The organism is Aeromonas sp. 5HA1 (assembly GCF_029237245.1).
GTDB lineage: Bacteria > Pseudomonadota > Gammaproteobacteria > Enterobacterales > Aeromonadaceae > Aeromonas > Aeromonas salmonicida.
The window spans coordinates 1-16,945 of the sequence record NZ_JAACFW010000002.1; the positions used below are offsets into that span (position 1 = coordinate 1).

The following is a 16,945-nucleotide window of genomic DNA, read 5'->3' on the forward strand; positions in this document are numbered from 1 at the left end:
GATATCTACAACGTGGAGCGGCCGCATCATGCGTTGAAATACAGAACCCCCGATGCAGTGCATCGGGGGTTCTGAGTGGAGAAATGCTAGCCGAAAATGTGTAAACCTATTTCAGGACTAGACATGGCAACAGGTGATGGCGTACCAACAAAAACGGCCCGAGTGGGCCGTTTGTCAGTGTGCAGATTCACGCAGAGGGAATTACAGGCTCTGGGTAAAGGTGCGGGTCACAACGTCACGCTGCTGTTCCGGGGTCAGTGCATTGAAGCGCACGGCATAGCCGGAAACACGGATGGTCAGCTGCGGATATTTTTCCGGATTGGCGATGGCGTCTTCCAGGGTTTCACGGCGCAGTACGTTGACGTTCAGGTGCTGACCACCTTCTACGGCAGGTTCAGCTTGAACCGGCAGTTCACGGTATTCGAACTGACCCAGATCAGACAGTTTGACTTCCTGATCGGCGGCGAAGGTGTCGCCCTTGGCGCAGATGCAACGCGCTTGTTGCTTCTCTTCGTCCAGCAGCCAGAAAGAGTTCAGCAAAGCTGTGTTGGCGGACTGGGTGATTTGGATGCCCTTGATCATGGTATGACTCCTCATAGGAAAGCGGATTCAACTGTAAGGAAATTACCCTGATGTATTTAAACCACCTGGATGACTTAAAGGGCCCTTGCCTTACACCTTTACTTCGTTGGGTCATATATACCACGATGGTAATATTGCGAAAATTGATCCAAATCAAGAAATGTGCGTTTTGCGCAGGAGTTAAGGGATTAATTCATTGAGATTAATCAAAAATAGATCATTTTTCTGATTATGTAAGATATCCAAATTATGCATCTTTTATTAATTTAATCTAGTAATTTAACTACATCTTATTGGGTGTTCCCCTGTGATTAAGGCGCTCGGTTCTCTCTTGAAGGGATAGATTTTTGGTTCATCGGCAGTATGGATCAGGGGGCCATGACGCTGGAAAGGGGGCCTGTAGCCATTGATCTTCTCTTCTATATAGAAGGGCTGTACAGCCCGCTGGGAGGAAGCGTGACCGAGTGTGGCCGCTGGCCTGCGATACCGGGGCCGGGAGATGCCCTCTGCTGCGTGTTATCACTCAAGGATGCGGCCTTGCTTAGTGGGCTCAGACGATGGCGCTACGGTTGCGTCTTGCTGTCTGGCCCCCTATCCTGAGCCCCTTGCCGTATTAATTGAGGATATTGGGGTGCGGACCTGGACAGATGTGATTGGATCAGAAAAAGAGCAGGACTATTTCAAGGCGACCCTGGCGACGGTCAGGAGCGAACGGGAAGCGGGCAAGGTGATCTATCCCCCCGCGACCGAGGTGTTCAACGCCTTCAAGCTGACCGAGCTGGATCAGGTCAAGGTGGTGATCCTTGGTCAAGACCCGTATCACGGCCCAAATCAGGCCCATGGCCTCTGCTTCTCCGTGCTGCCCGGTGTGCGTACGCCTCCCTCTCTGGTCAATATCTACAAGGAGATGCAGCGGGATCTGCCGGACTTTGTCACACCCAACCACGGTTTTCTTGAATCCTGGGCCCAGCAAGGGGTCTTGCTGCTCAATACAGTACTGACGGTACAGGCGGGCATGGCCCACTCCCACGCCCATCTGGGTTGGGAGACCTTCACGGACAGGGTTATCGAGCAGATCAATGCCAGCTGTCAGGGAGTGGTCTTTTTGCTGTGGGGGGCCCATGCCCAAAAGAAGGGACGCTTCATTGACCGGAGCCGACACCATGTGCTGAGTGCGCCTCACCCCAGTCCGCTCTCGGCTCATCGCGGTTTTATCGGTTGCGGCCACTTCTCCGAGACCAATCGTCTGCTGTCCCAACAGGGGATGAGCCCCATCAACTGGCATTCGGTCTGCGGGTAACGGCCATAAGTGTCGCGGGGAAGCCCGCTCTGGCCACGTCATGAACGGATATTGGTGAGGGCGGCTTGCTGTCTGCATATGGGCTGAGGAGCCGAATTGGCGGGTCTTGACGAGCGTAAATGGGAGGTCTGAGGCCTCGCTTGCTTGTCGCCTTCTCTGCTGTTGACTTGATTGAGTGCAAAGTTAGCGCGATAAATGACCGTATACTTCAATAAGTATCTTTCTATCTCAGCGCAAGGAGTGCTTATGTTATCCAGTCTTCACAAGGACCATCTCAATATCGCCAGGTTGCTGGAGCTGCTTAAACACAAGCTCGCCGCCATTCGCAATGAACAGCCAGTCAGCTACTTCCTGATCCGGGACGCGGTGGACTACTTGCGAGAGGTCTCTGACAAGTACCACCATCCGAAAGAGGACATGATCTACGACTACTACCTGAAATACCGGGTGGTGGAAGGGGAGGTGGCCAACAGGCTGCAGGAGGAGCATGCCAGATTGTTGGGTGCCGGTGCCGAGCTCAAGGAGATGGTGGAGATGATACTGATGGATTCGGTCATTCCGCTGGATCAGTTCACCGCCAGACTGGAGCAGTTTGTGGCGCTGCAAGAGGCGCACATGAACTATGAAGAGGCGGTCATCTTCCCTCATCTGCGTGATTCACTGACCGAGGATGACTGGCGTCACCTGGAGCAGCTCTGGCAGAATCGCGCCATCGGGGATCCCCTGTTTGGCGCCGAGATCAGCCAGCATTTTCAGGAGTTGGCCCAACGGCTATCGCTGCCCCCCTCATCCTGAGGGCAAGGTACTCAAAAACAAGGCCCCGGTTGAACCGGGGCCTTGTTTTTACAGTTCGATCTCGTCTGAGAGACCTTCATAAGCGATGTCGATGGATTGCAGCTCCTTCTGCAGGCGATGTTTATCTTTCAACGCCTCAATCTCACGCCATTTACGTTTTTTTCCCGTTGTCCCGCGGCTACGCGAACCGAGCTCAACTACATCGTCATAATCGAAGTTGAACATTTCCATGGCTCCCTCCTTGGTTATTCTCGTTTTCATCACCCGTATAACATAACGCCATTGAAAATAAAACGTTTTCGTGACGAACTCATGACAAGGGATCAAGCGCTCATAAAAAAACCGGGCTCCCTCGCGGGAGCCCGGTTTTTGTCTGGTCCTGACGCCTTATCAGAGGCGGCTGGCCAGCATGGTTTCCAGCTTGCCCTGATCGACGGCAAACATGCGGATGCCTTCACCCAGCTTCTCGTGAGCCATGGCGTCCTGGTTCAGCTCCCAGCGGAATTCAGCCTCGGACATCGGAGTCGGTTTTGCCTTGCGCTCGCCGGTGTAGTTCAGCTTGCGCACCACGGCGCCTTCGGTTTTGCTCAGCTCTTCCAGCAGGGCAGGGCCTATGGTCAGACGGTCACAACCGGCCAGTTCCAGGATTTCGCCTGTGTTGCGGAAGCTCGCGCCCATGACCACTGTCGGGTAATCGTGCTGCTTGTAGTAGTCGTAGATGGCGGTGACGGAGACCACGCCCGGATCTTCGCTCGGGGTATAGTCACGGTTGTGCTTGGCCTTGTACCAGTCGAGGATGCGGCCCACGAACGGGGAGATCAGGAAGGCACCGGCTTCGGCGCAGGCACGGGCCTGAGCGAAGGAGAACAGCAGGGTCAGGTTGCACTGGATCCCCTCTTTCTCCAGTACCTCGGCGGCACGAATGCCTTCCCAGGTGGAGGCCAGCTTGATCAGGATGCGATCGTTGGCGATGCCCGCTTCGTTATAGAGACGGATCAGTTTGCGGGCCTTGGCGATGCTGGCTTCGGTATCGAAGGAGAGACGGGCATCCACCTCGGTGGAGATGCGACCCGGAACAATTTTCAGTACTTCCAGGCCTATGTTGACCGCCAGCTTGTCGCCCGCGTCGATGATTTGCTGTGCCTTGTCCTGGCTCTGGGATTTGGCCCAGCTGATGGCGTCTTCGATCAGTGCCGCATATTCGGGGATCTCGGATGCCTTCAACACCAGGGACGGGTTGGTGGTGGCATCGATGGGCTGGTAGCGCTTGATGGCTTCGATATCACCGGTATCGGCGACAACTGTGGTCAGGGCTTTCAGCTGGGTTAATTTATCGGCCATGGCAAATATCATCTCTTTATGAGGGCGCACTCTACTTGGTGAGGGCGCAGGCTCTGGGGTGGCGGGCGTGAGACGACCATTCTGAAATAAAATTACAAAATCACGGCGACTCAGGCTCAGAAAAGCACGATGGGGGAGGCCCATCGCCACTGCCTGCCTAATTAATACGGATGTGGCTCATCCTGCAATAGGGTGGCTTGTATGCTTATCATCCAATGGTCGCCAGTGGTGGGAAGTAGTGGGTGAAAGTGGTTGATTAAAAACGACTTTTATCCATTTTTCGTGAGCGGTTTTATCCCCTGATAAAAACAACTTTTTTGGTTGATTATCGGTTTTGTGTAGTCGATCACATAAATTGTGTGGTTAGCTACTTGAAATTTTATTACGTGTAAAACGTTTGGCGAAGCAGCCCCATTTTGAAAGCCATTTCAGGTAAACGCTTGCGCAATAGTTTGCCTCCTGGCGAGCACGGCTACCTCTATGTGGATAATTGCCAAAATATGCTCTTTTGGGTCTAATTTGTCGCCTGATAAATTTGACTCTCAGTTTTGTTGAAACTTTGCGTGTTAAATGAAGCTTTATTGCGTTGAAACGCTCGTTTTTTGTTTCTGTAGTGATCGGGATCACTATTCTGAACTCCCTCGCTATGCTAGATTCCGCCCCTTTAGTGAAACGCTAATTCAGAAATAGACAGAAAGGGGTCAGCGCAGACTGGCCATGGATGTGATAACAACGAGAGAAATATGGACACCTTGATCGCAATGCTAAACGACCTGATGTGGGGAGCTGTGCTCATCTACCTGCTGATAGGGGTCGGCATCTTCTTTACCTTCCGCCTGGGTTTTATTCAGGTTCGCCACTTCGGCCACATGTTCTCCGTCTTGCGCAATAGCCGCAAATCAGACAAGGCCGGCATCTCCTCCTTCCAGGCACTCTGTACCAGCCTTGCCGCCCGTGTGGGCACCGGCAACCTGGCCGGTGTGGCCGTTGCCATCTATCTGGGTGGCCCGGGCGCCATTTTCTGGATGTGGCTGATCGCTTTCATTGGCATGGCGACGGCGTTCGTAGAGAGCACCCTGGCCCAGCTGTACAAGGTGAAGGATGAAGATGGCAACTATCGTGGTGGCCCTGCTTACTACATGGAGCGCGGTCTCGGCATGCGCTGGATGGGGGTGCTGTTTTCCCTCTGTCTGATCCTGGCGTTCGGTCTGGTGTTCAATGCGGTGCAGGCCAACTCCATCAGTCTGGCGATGAAGGTAGCGTTCGGCATTCCTGACTGGGTCAGCGGTTTGACGCTGGTGGTGCTCTCCGGCCTCATCATTTTTGGCGGCATTCGAGGCATAGCCCGCTTCGCCGAACTGGTGGTGCCCTTCATGGCACTGGCCTACATACTGCTGGCATTGTTCATAGTGGCAATGAATATCAGCGAATTGCCCGGTGTGTTCTCCCTGATCATCAAGTCTGCTCTGGGTATCGAGCAGGTGGGTTCCGGTGCCATGGGTTATGCCATCTCCCAGGCGATGATCAACGGCATCAAGCGTGGTCTCTTCTCCAACGAAGCCGGTATGGGCTCAGCCCCGAACGCCGCCGCGACTGCGACGCCCTATCCGCCGCACCCGGCCTCGCAAGGGTATGTACAGATGCTGGGGGTCTTCATGGACACCATCGTCATCTGTACCTGTACTGCCGCCATCATACTGATGTCAGGTCAGTTCGAACCCGGCTCGGGTATAACCGGTGTCGAGCTGACCCAGCGTGCGCTCTCCTCCCAGATTGGCAGTAGCGGCAACATCTTTATCGCGGCAGCCATCTTCTTCTTCGCCTTTACCTCCATAGTGGCGAACTACTCCTACGCCGAGACCAATCTGGTGTTCCTGGAGCACAACCACAAGGGCGGCCTGATGCTGTTCCGGATGTTCGTGCTGGGCATGGTGATGTTCGGTTCAGTGGGTGAACTGCCGACCGTATGGGCCATGGCGGATGTTTCCATGGGATTGATGGCCATCGTCAACCTGGTGGCTATCCTGCTGCTCTCCGGCGTGGCCATCAAGCTGGCCAAGGATTACAACGATCAGCTCAAGCTGGGCAAACTGCCCACCTTCGATGCCAACAAGTACCCCGAGATCCGCAGCCAACTGGAAGAAGGGATCTGGGACAACCCGGCCCAGCACGGCAAGCAGCTTTAAACCCTGCGTGGTCAACATGGGATGATGAAGAAGGGGAGCCATTGGCTCCCCTTCTGTTTTGGTGGATCCTTGTCTGCATATCATGCTGGCTGGCTTGTCACTATCGGCGCTTGTCCCATAGCTGGCTGGTTTGGCGTAGCCGTCGTTGCAGTTGTCGCAGGGTTTGTTGCTGTCGTTGTTCGGAAAGAGGGGCATAGCGCCAGCGCCGATAGAGCCAGGCGCAGCGCTGCAGTGGCCGCGCCAGCTCGGGGTCAAGGGTGATGAGCCGCTCGCACCAGCTGGCCAGACTCTCCCCTGCGTGGGGTTGCCACCCCAGGCGGGCAGCCCGTCTGAGCAGGGGTTGCCATACCCTCAGGTGTGGCAGAGCCCGTCCCGGCCACAGCAGCAGGGTGCCGATCAGGGTGGCGACTCCCAGCAAGCAGGTCAGGATCAACCAGGGGGTATGACTGGCAAGGGCCGGCCAGCGCAACCCCACCTGTTGCCACAGCCGGGCCGCATCGTAGTTGAGCACCCGCCGCGTCCATTGATAGTCGAGGTTGGCTCCCCACCAGCGCAGCTGGTTGAGCAGGGCCCATTGGCGATAGCGCTTCAGGGAGAGAGGATCGGCGGCGGTGAACTCTTCGCTCAAGGCTGCCGTCATGCCACCCTCGACCCGCTGCGGTGCCACCGCCGCCGTGGGGTCCAGTCGCTGCCAGTTGCCACTGTCATCCAGGTACTCCACCCAGGCATGGGCATCGAACTGATGCACCTCCAGATACTGGCCCTGTGGATTCCACTCCCCGCCGAGATAACCGGTCACCAGCCGCGCCGGGATCCCGGCTGCCCGCAACACGAAGGCACTTGCCATGGCATAGTGACCACAAAAACCACGCCGGCTGTTGAACAGGAAGTCATCCACCCCGTCAGGCCCCAGCAGAGGGGGCTGCAGTGTGTAGTAGAAGGGCTCGCGCCGAAAGCCGTCGAGCAGTGCTGCAACGAGCTCTGCTCGCACGGGATGGCGGGCCTTCAGTGCCTGCGCATGGGCGCGGGCCCTTGGGTTGCCGGCAGCGGGTAGTTGCAGGTTGCGCCGCAGGGTGGCGCTGTCGGCAGGCAGCACTGTCGGCGCTGTGGTGACCCGGTAGCTGATCCTTTGATCCCCCCGATCGCGGCGATACAGGGTAGCCAGCGGGCTGACCAGCACAGGGCCGAGCAAGACGCTGGGCTGGGCAAGGGCCAGCGTCCAGCGGTGGCGCTGAGGTTCGGCGATCACCTCGTAACTGGCAGGGGGCAGGGGACCTGCGCCGGTTTGTAGCTGTATGTTCTGCATGGCTTGGGATTGCTGCCACTGCCGGGTCTCGGCACTCAGCAGCCAGCGGCGGCCATCGAACTGTTCCTGGCGCATCACCGGAAAATAGCGCTCGCTGGCGGGGGGCGGGCCATCGGCAAAGGTGACGCGAAAGGCTAACTCGGAGGAGTTGACCAGCTCGCTGATGTCGCCGGGGGCCACCTCTTCCGAGAGCCCCGACAGGGCGCGGCTGGTGGTCGGCATCTGCCAGAGCGGGGGCAGTCTTGGCAGCACCAGAAACAGGGTCAGCAGCAGGGGGAGGGCCAACAGCAGGGAGGAACCGGCGCTGCGCCACGGCTGTCTCTGCTCCGGTGCCACGGCAGTCACCAGTGTGCTCACCGTCAGCCAGAGTGTGCCCGCCATGGCCAGCGCCCAGCCCATGCTCTGACGTTGCACCAGCGCCAGCGCGATGAGAAAGAAGGCGAGCAGCAGTACCTGCTCAATATCCCGCTCCCGCCGCACCTCTATCATCTTCAGGCTGTAGCCGAGCCAGAGCAGGTTGATGAGGGCTGGCAGCGTGCCCAGCGCCCGCCATTGCCATGCCAACAGCAGAACCCCCGTGATGGCCAGCAGTGCCAGTACGCGAGCGGGGGGCGATCGCCACTCTTGCCACAGCATCATGGCCCGCACGCCCAGGGTGATGGCGCCGACTGCGACGACCCAGAGCTGCAGCTGGGGCCAGAGTGCCAGCACCAGCACACCTTGTTGCAAGGCGATGAGGGGCAGCAGACGGCGATTATCGAGCAGCATCGGGAGAGCCCTCATCTACAGATCCGGCTCTGTCATCGAAGCGGGCCAATGCCAGCTGACAGTGCCGAAGAAAGGCGGGGCCGCTCTCCGGGCCCAGGGTCTGGCCTGTCAGGGTCAGGGTGAAAGGGATGCCCCGCTTGCCATAATCGGCGCACCACCAGGCCAGGGCTGACAGTCGCTGCTCAAGATCCGTGCCTGTGACGCCTTGCAGGCTGAGGTGAGTGTCATCTTGTTCGGGTTCCTGGAACTGCTTGACCAGCAAGCCGCGCCCCTGAGCGAACTGCTTCCAGGCAATCTGGCCGAAGGGTTCCCCGATCTGGTGTGCCCGCAACATGTCGAAATCGCCGAGGGGGGCGGGACCAGCTTGACCCTGGGTACCTTTCTGCCCTGATGGCGACCCCCCCCGCAGTGGCCCATAGAGAGGCCTGGGCGAGAGCCAGGCTTCCAGTTGCAGATCCAGCAGCGACCAGCAGCGAAACAGACCGAGTGGGTAGCGGCTCTCTACCCGAAGGCGGCCCAGTGGCAAGCAGCCGCGTTGCATCCCCCGTACCGGCAGGGTCAGGCTCCGGGGTGTCGAGTTTGCCTGCGCCAGCCAGAACGAGCCTTCATTGAGGGCAAAGTGCAGCGCCTGACATGGGCGCACGCTTCGTACCGTCACCTGGATGGAGACTTGGCTGCCCGCCTCCCCCAGCACGGTCGAACCGCCCAGCAGTTCCAGCCCCAGCAGGTTGCGATGGGTAAGCCACATGGCGGCCATGAAGAGGCTGCCGAGGCAATAAGAGACCAGTAGCACCAGGTTGTTCTGGTAGTTGGTTCCGAGCAGGTAGATGGCGATCATTACCAGCAGATAGAGCAGCCCCATGCGGGTGGGCAGGATAAACAGGCTGCGTGGCCCCAATGCCATCTGGCGGGCGGGGGGGATACGGTGGGTCAGCCAGCGTTGCTGCCACTGCTCCCTCAACCGGCGCCAGCCCGGTAGGGGGCGTTTCATCAAGGATTGTCCGGACTGACGCTGGCCAGCAGACGCTGGCTCAGGGGGCTGGCCTCGCCGCGCTGTACCCCGAAGCTGCCTCTGAGCCTGTGCTCGGCCACGTAGGGGAAGACGGCCTGCACATCCTCCACAGTGACGAAACGGCGCCCTGCCACCAATGACCAGGCCCGGCTCACCGCCAGCAGGGTCTGGGCCGCTCTGGGGGAGAGAGGTTGGGGCAGCTCTGCATCGAAACGGCTCTGGTGTACCAGCGCCAGCAGGTAGTCGAGGGTGGCATCGGAGACATGAATGGCATCCACCTCGGCCTGCAGGGTGGCCAGCCCGGCAGCATCCAGTTGCCGGGTCAGGGGACTGGTCTGGTTACCGCTTCGCAGCAGCTGGCGTTCGGCCTCCCGTGGTGGAAAGCCGAGCGACAGGCGCACAGCGAAGCGATCGAGCTGGGACTCGGGCAAGGGATAGGTGCCCGCCTGATCCGCCGGATTCTGGGTAGCGATGACGAAGAAGGGGGAGGGGAGCGGATGAGTGTGGCCTTCGATGCTCACTCGCCCCTCGGCCATGGCCTCCAGCAGGGCACTTTGCACCTTGGGGCTGGCACGGTTGATCTCGTCCGCCAGCAGCACCTGGGTAAAGACGGGGCCGGGGTGAAAACGAAACTGCTGCTGGTGGGTGTCAAAGATCTGCAGCCCCAGCAGGTCGGCGGGCAGCAGATCGGCGGTGAACTGTACCCGTCGGCAGTCGAGCCCCAGTACCTGTGCCAGCCCGTGGGCCAGGGTGGTTTTGCCCATGCCGGGCAGATCCTCGATCAGCAGGTGGCCACGGGCCAGCAGGGTGACCAGGGCTATCTTGAGTTGCAAGGGTTTACCCAAAATCACCTGCTCCAGTGCCGCCAGCAGCCCTGCTATCTGTTCTTGTGCTTTCACTCGTGCTTCCCCTTGTGTCTGATTGCCCCTACAGCTTATACGTCAGCGGTGGAGGAGGGGGGCAACTAGAGGGCAAGCCATTGAGCCGGGTCATTTTTGGGGCGACTTCACACAGACTTCACTCTGGTTCACTGTGGGCACATGGAGCTCATCTATGCTGACGCACGGATTGACTGTGCCAGCCATGGGGTTGGCGTTACCTACATTCATCATGAGACTCATCAAATGGAAAAAGCTACAACCCGGTCGCTGCTGGTACTGAGTGCCCTGCTGCTCTCCCCCTTATCCCATGCAAAAGAAGCCGAGCCCCTGACGGCCGTGGTGGATGGCGCCATCCAGCCTTTGCTCAAGGAGCACAGGGTTCCGGGCATGGCGGTCGCCGTGCTCAAAGAAGGCAAGGCGTACTACTTCAACTACGGGGTGGCGGATCGGGAGAGCGGTGCTCGCGTCAGCGAGCAGACCCTGTTCGAAATTGGTTCGGTCAGCAAGACTCTTACGGCAATGATTGGCGCCTATGCTGCGGTCAAGGGTGGTTTTCAGCTGGAGGACAAGGCGAGCCAGCATGCGCCCTGGCTGAAAGGCTCTGCCTTCGACGGCATCACCATGGCCGAACTCGCCACCTACAGTGCGGGCGGTCTGCCGTTGCAATTCCCCGACGAGGTGGATTCCACCGACAAGATGCGTGCCTACTATCGCCAGTGGACGCCAGCCTACCCGGCGGGTACCCATCGCCAGTATTCCAACCCCAGCATAGGTCTGTTTGGTCACCTGGCCGCGAATAGTCTGGGCCAGCCGTTTGAGCAACTGATGAGCCAGACCTTACTGCCCAAGCTGGGCTTGCATCACACCTATATCCAGGTGCCGGAGTCGGCCATGGCGAATTATGCCTACGGTTACTCGAAGGAAGACAAGCCCGTCAGGGTCAATCCGGGCATGCTGGCGGCCGAGGCCTATGGCATCAAGACCGGCTCTGCGGATCTGCTGAAGTTTGTCGAGGCGAACATGGGGTATCAGGGAGATGCCGCGGTAAAAAGCGCGATCGCGCTGACCCACACAGGTTTCTACTCTGTGGGGGAAATGACCCAGGGACTGGGCTGGGAGAGTTACGCCTATCCGGTAACCGAGCAGACATTGCTGGCGGGCAACTCATCGGCGGTGATTTACAATGCCAACCCGGTCAAATCAGTTGCTACGTCCCAAGAGATGGGGGGGGCGCGACTCTACAACAAGACGGGCTCGACCGGCGGCTTTGGCGCCTATGTGGCGTTCGTGCCGGCCAAGGGAATAGGCATCGTCATGCTGGCCAACCGCAACTATCCCAACGAGGCCAGGGTCAAGGCGGCTTACGCCATCCTGAGCCAGCTGGCCGAGTGACAGTGCGGTTGTTTTGATTGAGATGAATACGCCGGGATTGCCCGGCGTACTTTTTGGTGCTGCCTGGCACGGCCATCGTTCACGTTAATGCCCAAATAGCTCGGCACTTAAAATAAAATGTCCAAATTGGAATGTACCGATCGCCATCTCTTCACTAGGTGCAGGAGGGGGGCGCCCATATAGTTCCCCCATTGCGACCCTGTTCGTTGTCATGTTCGTTACCACCTTAGCCCCGCCCACTCTGGCAGCCTGTTTCGGCCGTCAGGCGGGTGCTTGCGGGCCACTCTGTTATGGAGCATCCATGGGTATTTTCCTGTTGTGCAGTTTTCTGATGATCATCCTCTATCCGGTCGGGATTGATCTCTATCTGGTGGCGGTGCCCCAGATTGCCGACACCCTGCAGGCGAGCGAGGCGCAGATCCACACCGCCTTCTCCATCTATCTGTTCGGTATGGCGGCGACTGTGCTGCTAGGGGGAATGATTGCGGATCGCTACGGACGTCGCTGGGTAGTGATCGGGGGCGCCCTCATCTTTGTCATTGCCTCGCTGGTGGCGGCCAATGCGGCGGGGATCAGCCAGTTTTATCTCGGCCGTTTCTGGCAGGGCGTCGGGGCGGGGGCGCTCTATATCATGACCTTTACCGTGCTGCGGGATGTATTGAGCCGGGAGCGGCTGGCGATGGCGCTCTCGATGATCAATGGCGTCATCTGCGTTATTCCTGTGCTGGCGCCGGTGCTCGGTTATCTCATCCTGTCCCACTTTGACTGGCGCGGGATCTTCGTGGCGATGGCGCTGGTGGCGGCCGTTAGCGGTCTGGTTAACCTGCTGTTGCTAAAAGAGACACGCCCGGCCCGGCAACCGGGGAGTGGCGCGGCGCTGCCTTTTGCCCTGCTGCGCTCGCCGCGCTTTATGTTGCTCTCCCTGCTGACCAGTGCCAGCGTGACCGCCATTCTGGTCTATGTCAGTGTCTCGCCGCTGATCCTGATGAAGGAGTTCGGCTTCACCACCGAGCAGTATTCTATCGTGATGATGGTGATGGCCGGGGTGAGCATGTCCACCTCCTTCCTGACGCCGCTGCTGCTGCGCTGGCTTGGCAAGCACAAGGTGCTGGCCGTATCCCATCTGGCCTATCTGCTGGCTGCGTGTTTTCTGCTCGGGTGCTGGCAACTGGGGGGCGATATTCACTTGCTGCTGCCGGGATTTGCGTTGGTCTGTGTCGGGTTCTCCTGCGGCTTCGGGGTGGCGATGGGGGAGGCACTGGATGGTTGTCAGCACAATGTGGCGTTCGCCAGCGCCGTGCTCTGCATCATGCAGATCAGCCTCTCTGGCCTCTATATCTGGCTGCTGGGCCAGCTTGGTTTTGCCCCGACCGAGATGCTGATCTACGCCCTGTTGCTGGCACTGCTCAGTTACCTGGCTGTCAAAGGGCTGGTACCATGGCTCGCGCTTCGCGAAGTGCGGTCGCGAGGATAACCAAAGATGAGAGGGGATATGCGCAATCTGGGTGAACTCGATTTGAACCTGTTGGTGGTCTTCAAGCACCTGATGCAGGCGCGCAGTGTGGCTGGGGCGGCAAAAAAGCTCTGTGTCACCCCGTCGGCGGTGAGCAAGTCCCTCGCCAAGTTGCGGGAGTGGTTTGACGATCCGCTGTTTGTGCGGGTGCGGCAGGGATTGCAGCCCACCAACCTCTCCCTGACCCTGGAGGAGGAGCTGAAGGTCTGGTTCCAGCTCACCGACACCATCACCTCGCTCAATAGCGAGGCGATCCCCGATGGTGCCCGCTTCACCCTGGTGATGGAGTCCCCCTTCTACATCAGCTTCCTGAGCGATTTGCCGATGACCATCTACCAGAAGTACCCCAACTCGGTGGTCAGGATGCTGGGGTGGGATCACCACTCCCTGAACGACATCGTCAACGGCGATGCGGATCTCGGCTTTTGTGCCCGCGAGACCCATGGCCGCTCCCAGGCCAAGGTCAACCGGTTGCCCTACTACATAGATCACGAGGTGCTGTTCACCGATCGCCCGGTGGTTTTTCTGCGCAAGGATCACCCCCTGCTCCAGCAGAAGTGGTCGCTGGAGAACTTTCTGGCCTGCCCCCAGATCAGCATGGTGTGGGAAGCGAACGATACCTGGGCCCTCGACAGCCTGCTGGAGGATGAGGGGCTGAAGCGGGAGGTGCCCATCATGGTCTCCAGCTTCGAGCAGGCGCTGCATATCGCCTCCCAGTCGAGCCATGAGCTGATTGCGGTGGCCCCCTCTTACTGCGGTGGTTATGCCAGTCGGCATCACGGCAATCTGATTGCCATGCCGCTGCCGCTGCCGGAGAAGCTCTACGCCCAGTTGGAGATCGCTTTCATCCTGCTGTGGCACAAACGCCACAATCAGGATGTTAAGGTGATGTGGCTGCGCAACGAGATCCGGCGACTCTACAACGACGAATCGCCACGCTAATGTTGCAGTCACGGTTCCCATGGGGCATTCGGAACATCTGAGTCTGACAGAGGATGAGGCGCTGGCGCCTGATCAGTCACTGGCATGATGGGGGAGTATGTGGCAAGGCAAGGGCTGCAGCCCTTGCCTTGTTGTTTCTGGATTAGCCGTACTGCTCTTCCATCCAGGCTTCCAGAATGAGCTGTGCTGAGACACCGTCCACACTGCCTTTATCGAGTGCCTTGTAGCCACCCCGTTCAAACAGGCGGGCGCGGGCATCCGTGGTGGTGAGCCGCTCGTCTTTGAACTCCACCTGCTTACCAAAGCGGCCGTGCAGGCGATTGCCGAATTTGCGAGCCCGTACCGTGATCTCCTGCTCTGTACCATCCATGTTCAGCGGCAATCCCACCACCAGCAGGTCTGGCTGCCACTCCTTGAGCAGTTTTTCGATGTCGTCCCAGTTGGGCACACCGTCGTTGGCCTTGATGGCGCGCAGGGGCTGGGCCGTGCCGGTGAGTTCCTGTCCGATGGCGACCCCTATGCTCTTGGTGCCGTAGTCGAAGCCCATGATACTGCGTGATGACATTGAATGTTTTCCTCAAAACGCATCGCAAAATGCGTGGCAAACGGCATCAGCTATGGCCGATGTCGCTGGATAGATGAATGGGATTGACCCCTATGCTGGCGGCCGCTTGCTGCCAGCGTTGATGAATGGGGGTCTTGAAGACCAGATCCGGGTTGGGCGGTATCACCAGCCAGGCCCCGTCCACCAGTTCCTGTTCCAGTTGACCCGCACTCCAGCCGGCGTAGCCGAGCGCCACCAACCAGTGATCCGGTGCCTGTTCGGTGCCCAGGGTTTCCAGTATGTCCTTGGAGGTGGTGACCATGAGTTCGTCCCCCACCTGCAGGGTGGAGTTGAACCCGGGACGGAAGCTGTGCAGCACGAAGCCGCGATCGGCATGCACAGGCCCCCCTTGCAGCACCGGCTGTTTGAGTTCCGGGCTGGGAGGTGGTGCGAGTTTGAGCTGGGTCAGCATGGCATCCAGTGACATGTCCACCGGGATATTGACCACCAACCCCATGGCACCCTCTTCATTGTGCTCGCACAGATAGACCAGCGAACGCTCGAAATAGGGATCGGAGAGGCTCGGCATGGCGAGCAGAAAATGATTTTGCAGTGTTTGCATATGGGCCAAATATTGCAAAGGTATTTGAAGCAATTATGGCAGCTCGCCTCGTTGGGCAAAACCGCTTTTTACCAGCAGGGTCTAGGCTATCAATATATTTCGAGTGGAGAGAAAGCCATGGAAGGTATTTCGATCAGACAGAAGTTGATCCTGGGTTGCGTTGTGCCCCTGTTGGCACTGTTGGCCTTGCTGGTCGGTGCAACCCAGGCGATGTCCCAGTTGATGGCGGGAATGAATGCCATGTATCAGGGAGAGGTGGTACAGCTCAAGGAGCTCAAGCAGATTGCCGATCTCTACGCGGTCAAGGTGATCGATGCGGCCAACAAAGCCAATGTGGGGGGCATAGCACCGTCCAACGCCAAGGCTGACATGCAGCAGGCGCAGCGGGAGATAGCGCAGATCTGGCAGCAATACAGGAGTCGGGAGATGAGCGCGGCCGAACAGCAGGAGGCCGCCAGTGTGCAGGCCTTGTTTGGTGCCGCCGATCAGCAGATTGCTGCCGTGGTGGCTGTGCTGGATCAGATGCAGGGGGAGGCGCGGGATTTGCTGGCTGCCCGCATCATGCCCCTCTACGGGGTGATAGATCCGGTGAGCGACGGTGTGAGCGCGCTGGTGGAGTTCCAGCTCAAGGAGGCTGAGCAAAATATCGGCGAGCTCAATGATCTCCGGCAGCAACTATTCCAGCTCTTTATCCTGATGTTTGTGGTGGGGGGGGCCTGCATTCTGTTCTTCGGTGTGTGGGCAGGGCGTAGCGTCAGTCAACCTTTGGTCGCCATGGGCGGGATCTTGCGCGGCATGCAGACCGATCTCGACTTGAGCAAGCTGGTACCCGTGCTACGCAAAGATGAGATGGGCGGGCTGGCTCATTCACTCAACGAGGTGATCTGCCATTTTCGTGAGCTCATCACCCAGATCAACGGCATGGCGGAGCAGCTTGCCACAGCGTCGGCCCATCTGGCCCACATCGGCATGCAGAGCCGGGGGCGCTTCGCAGAGCAACAGGCAGAAACGGATCAGACAGCGACTGCCATGAACCAGATGAGTGCAACTGTGGCCGAAGTGGCGAACAGTTCCAACAGCGCCGCCGATGCGGCACACCATGCCCACGAGAGTGCCCGTCACGGCCACCATATCGTCGAAGATGCCATCTTGCGCATGTCCGGCCTCTCCGCCCAGATCCAGAACACGGCCGCCATGATCACCCAGCTGGCGGATGACAGTCGCAACATCAGCAGCGTGATGGATGCCATTCGTGGCATTGCCGAGCAGACCAACCTGCTGGCGCTCAATGCGGCCATCGAAGCGGCGCGGGCCGGGGATCAGGGTCGCGGCTTTGCCGTGGTGGCCGATGAGGTGCGCACCCTGGCCCAGCGAACTCAGCGCTCTACCGAAGAGATCGGCAAGACCATCGTCAAGTTGCAGCAGGGGGCCAGCGAGGCTGCCTCCAGCATGGAACTGGGGCTGAGTCAGGTTGAGGAGTCCAATCGGACCGTACTGGCCTGTGGTCAGGCCCTCGGCGAGATAGTGAGCTCGGTCAATGTGATCAACGAGATGAACACCCATATCGCCACGGCGGCTGAGGAGCAGAGCAAGGTCGCCGAGGAGATCACCCGCAACGTGGTCAACATAGCCCACATAGCGACCGAGTCGACCAAGGCCGCGTCCGAGTTGAACCAGAGTTGTCACGAGCTGGAGCAGCTGTCGAGCGATCTCAAGGTGAAGGTAGGGCAGTTCCGCTGCTAACGGGTGCCGGGATAAATG

General features: G+C 58.8%; 15 protein-coding genes. 7 read left to right on the forward strand and 8 right to left on the reverse strand.

What is annotated here, in order from left to right:
* Positions 1 to 201: 201 nt before the first annotated feature.
* Positions 202 to 582: an autonomous glycyl radical cofactor GrcA gene (gene grcA, locus GWQ27_RS02255; RefSeq protein ID WP_005316999.1), complete on the reverse strand. Its 381-nt coding sequence runs from the start codon at positions 580 to 582 to the stop codon at positions 202 to 204.
* Between the two features lie 631 nt (positions 583 to 1,213).
* Here grcA and ung point away from each other — a divergent pair.
* Positions 1,214 to 1,882, forward strand: a complete 669-nt coding sequence (gene ung, locus GWQ27_RS02260) for a uracil-DNA glycosylase (protein ID WP_005316980.1) — start codon at positions 1,214 to 1,216, stop codon at positions 1,880 to 1,882.
* A gap of 246 nt (positions 1,883 to 2,128) precedes the next feature.
* Entirely contained in the window at positions 2,129 to 2,677 is a 549-nt protein-coding gene (locus GWQ27_RS02265) for a hemerythrin domain-containing protein (RefSeq protein ID WP_021140060.1), read from the forward strand.
* Positions 2,678 to 2,725: 48 nt separating this feature from the next.
* Here GWQ27_RS02265 and GWQ27_RS02270 read toward each other — a convergent pair whose 3' ends face one another.
* The gene (locus tag GWQ27_RS02270; protein ID WP_005316976.1) at positions 2,726 to 2,908 is read right to left on the reverse strand and encodes a DUF3545 family protein; all 183 of its coding nucleotides are present in this window, start codon (positions 2,906 to 2,908) and stop codon (positions 2,726 to 2,728) included.
* A 159-nt stretch (positions 2,909 to 3,067) separates the two neighbouring features.
* Positions 3,068 to 4,018, reverse strand: coding sequence for a transaldolase (gene tal / locus GWQ27_RS02275; RefSeq protein ID WP_005316974.1), 951 nt, complete (start codon positions 4,016 to 4,018; stop codon positions 3,068 to 3,070).
* A gap of 743 nt (positions 4,019 to 4,761) precedes the next feature.
* On the opposite strand from tal, the gene GWQ27_RS02280 reads away from it, so the two are divergent.
* Positions 4,762 to 6,204: a sodium:alanine symporter family protein gene (locus tag GWQ27_RS02280; RefSeq protein WP_021140062.1), complete on the forward strand. Its 1,443-nt coding sequence runs from the start codon at positions 4,762 to 4,764 to the stop codon at positions 6,202 to 6,204.
* Positions 6,205 to 6,304: 100 nt separating this feature from the next.
* Here the strand turns inward: GWQ27_RS02280 and GWQ27_RS02285 are convergent, their stop codons facing one another.
* Genes GWQ27_RS02285 through GWQ27_RS02295 form a run of 3 tightly spaced genes read right to left on the reverse strand, consistent with a single transcriptional unit; the run spans position 6,305 to position 10,189 of the window.
* Positions 6,305 to 8,278: a DUF3488 and transglutaminase-like domain-containing protein gene (locus GWQ27_RS02285; protein ID WP_275906696.1), complete on the reverse strand. Its 1,974-nt coding sequence runs from the start codon at positions 8,276 to 8,278 to the stop codon at positions 6,305 to 6,307.
* Positions 8,265 to 9,269: a DUF58 domain-containing protein gene (locus GWQ27_RS02290; RefSeq protein ID WP_275906573.1), complete on the reverse strand. Its 1,005-nt coding sequence runs from the start codon at positions 9,267 to 9,269 to the stop codon at positions 8,265 to 8,267. The genes GWQ27_RS02285 and GWQ27_RS02290 overlap by 14 nt, the downstream gene beginning before the upstream one ends.
* Entirely contained in the window at positions 9,269 to 10,189 is a 921-nt protein-coding gene (locus GWQ27_RS02295; protein ID WP_234576443.1) for a MoxR family ATPase, read from the reverse strand. The genes GWQ27_RS02290 and GWQ27_RS02295 overlap by 1 nt, the downstream gene beginning before the upstream one ends.
* A 225-nt stretch (positions 10,190 to 10,414) precedes the next feature.
* Between GWQ27_RS02295 and ampC the strand changes: the two genes are divergently transcribed.
* The 3 genes from ampC to yidZ all read left to right on the forward strand — a co-directional run bounded on the left by ampC (position 10,415) and on the right by yidZ (position 14,018).
* A complete protein-coding gene (gene ampC / locus GWQ27_RS02300; protein WP_275906574.1) occupies positions 10,415 to 11,563 on the forward strand; it encodes an FOX/MOX family class C beta-lactamase in 1,149 nt (382 codons plus the stop codon).
* 301 nt (positions 11,564 to 11,864) lie between these two features.
* The gene (locus GWQ27_RS02305; protein ID WP_271774418.1) at positions 11,865 to 13,037 is read left to right on the forward strand and encodes an MFS transporter; all 1,173 of its coding nucleotides are present in this window, start codon (positions 11,865 to 11,867) and stop codon (positions 13,035 to 13,037) included.
* A gap of 18 nt (positions 13,038 to 13,055) precedes the next feature.
* A complete protein-coding gene (gene yidZ, locus GWQ27_RS02310; protein WP_271774974.1) occupies positions 13,056 to 14,018 on the forward strand; it encodes an HTH-type transcriptional regulator YidZ in 963 nt (320 codons plus the stop codon).
* Positions 14,019 to 14,160: 142 nt separating this feature from the next.
* Here the strand turns inward: yidZ and ruvX are convergent, their stop codons facing one another.
* The gene (gene ruvX, locus GWQ27_RS02315; protein WP_005316956.1) at positions 14,161 to 14,583 is read right to left on the reverse strand and encodes a Holliday junction resolvase RuvX; all 423 of its coding nucleotides are present in this window, start codon (positions 14,581 to 14,583) and stop codon (positions 14,161 to 14,163) included.
* A 46-nt stretch (positions 14,584 to 14,629) separates the two neighbouring features.
* Entirely contained in the window at positions 14,630 to 15,184 is a 555-nt protein-coding gene (locus GWQ27_RS02320; RefSeq protein ID WP_005316953.1) for a YqgE/AlgH family protein, read from the reverse strand.
* A 117-nt stretch (positions 15,185 to 15,301) separates the two neighbouring features.
* On the opposite strand from GWQ27_RS02320, the gene GWQ27_RS02325 reads away from it, so the two are divergent.
* A complete protein-coding gene (locus GWQ27_RS02325) occupies positions 15,302 to 16,927 on the forward strand; it encodes a methyl-accepting chemotaxis protein (protein WP_058393849.1) in 1,626 nt (541 codons plus the stop codon).
* The last annotated feature ends 18 nt before the right edge of the window (positions 16,928 to 16,945 follow it).

Bases quoted from the DNA above. Each gene is read 5' to 3' on its own strand.
- GWQ27_RS02305 (WP_271774418.1), top strand. From the start codon at position 11,865: ATGGGTATTTTCCTGTTGTGCAGTTTTCTGATGATCATCCTCTATCCG.
- GWQ27_RS02280 (WP_021140062.1), top strand. From the start codon at position 4,762: ATGGACACCTTGATCGCAATGCTAAACGACCTGATGTGGGGAGCTGTG.
- GWQ27_RS02290 (WP_275906573.1), bottom strand. From the start codon at position 9,269: ATGAAACGCCCCCTACCGGGCTGGCGCCGGTTGAGGGAGCAGTGGCAG.
- tal (WP_005316974.1), bottom strand. From the start codon at position 4,018: ATGGCCGATAAATTAACCCAGCTGAAAGCCCTGACCACAGTTGTCGCC.
- GWQ27_RS02320 (WP_005316953.1), bottom strand. From the start codon at position 15,184: ATGCAAACACTGCAAAATCATTTTCTGCTCGCCATGCCGAGCCTCTCC.
- ampC (WP_275906574.1), top strand. From the start codon at position 10,415: ATGGAAAAAGCTACAACCCGGTCGCTGCTGGTACTGAGTGCCCTGCTG.
- ruvX (WP_005316956.1), bottom strand. From the start codon at position 14,583: ATGTCATCACGCAGTATCATGGGCTTCGACTACGGCACCAAGAGCATA.
- yidZ (WP_271774974.1), top strand. From the start codon at position 13,056: ATGCGCAATCTGGGTGAACTCGATTTGAACCTGTTGGTGGTCTTCAAG.
- GWQ27_RS02270 (WP_005316976.1), bottom strand. From the start codon at position 2,908: ATGGAAATGTTCAACTTCGATTATGACGATGTAGTTGAGCTCGGTTCG.
- grcA (WP_005316999.1), bottom strand. From the start codon at position 582: ATGATCAAGGGCATCCAAATCACCCAGTCCGCCAACACAGCTTTGCTG.
- GWQ27_RS02285 (WP_275906696.1), bottom strand. From the start codon at position 8,278: ATGCTGCTCGATAATCGCCGTCTGCTGCCCCTCATCGCCTTGCAACAA.
- GWQ27_RS02265 (WP_021140060.1), top strand. From the start codon at position 2,129: ATGTTATCCAGTCTTCACAAGGACCATCTCAATATCGCCAGGTTGCTG.
- GWQ27_RS02325 (WP_058393849.1), top strand. From the start codon at position 15,302: ATGGAAGGTATTTCGATCAGACAGAAGTTGATCCTGGGTTGCGTTGTG.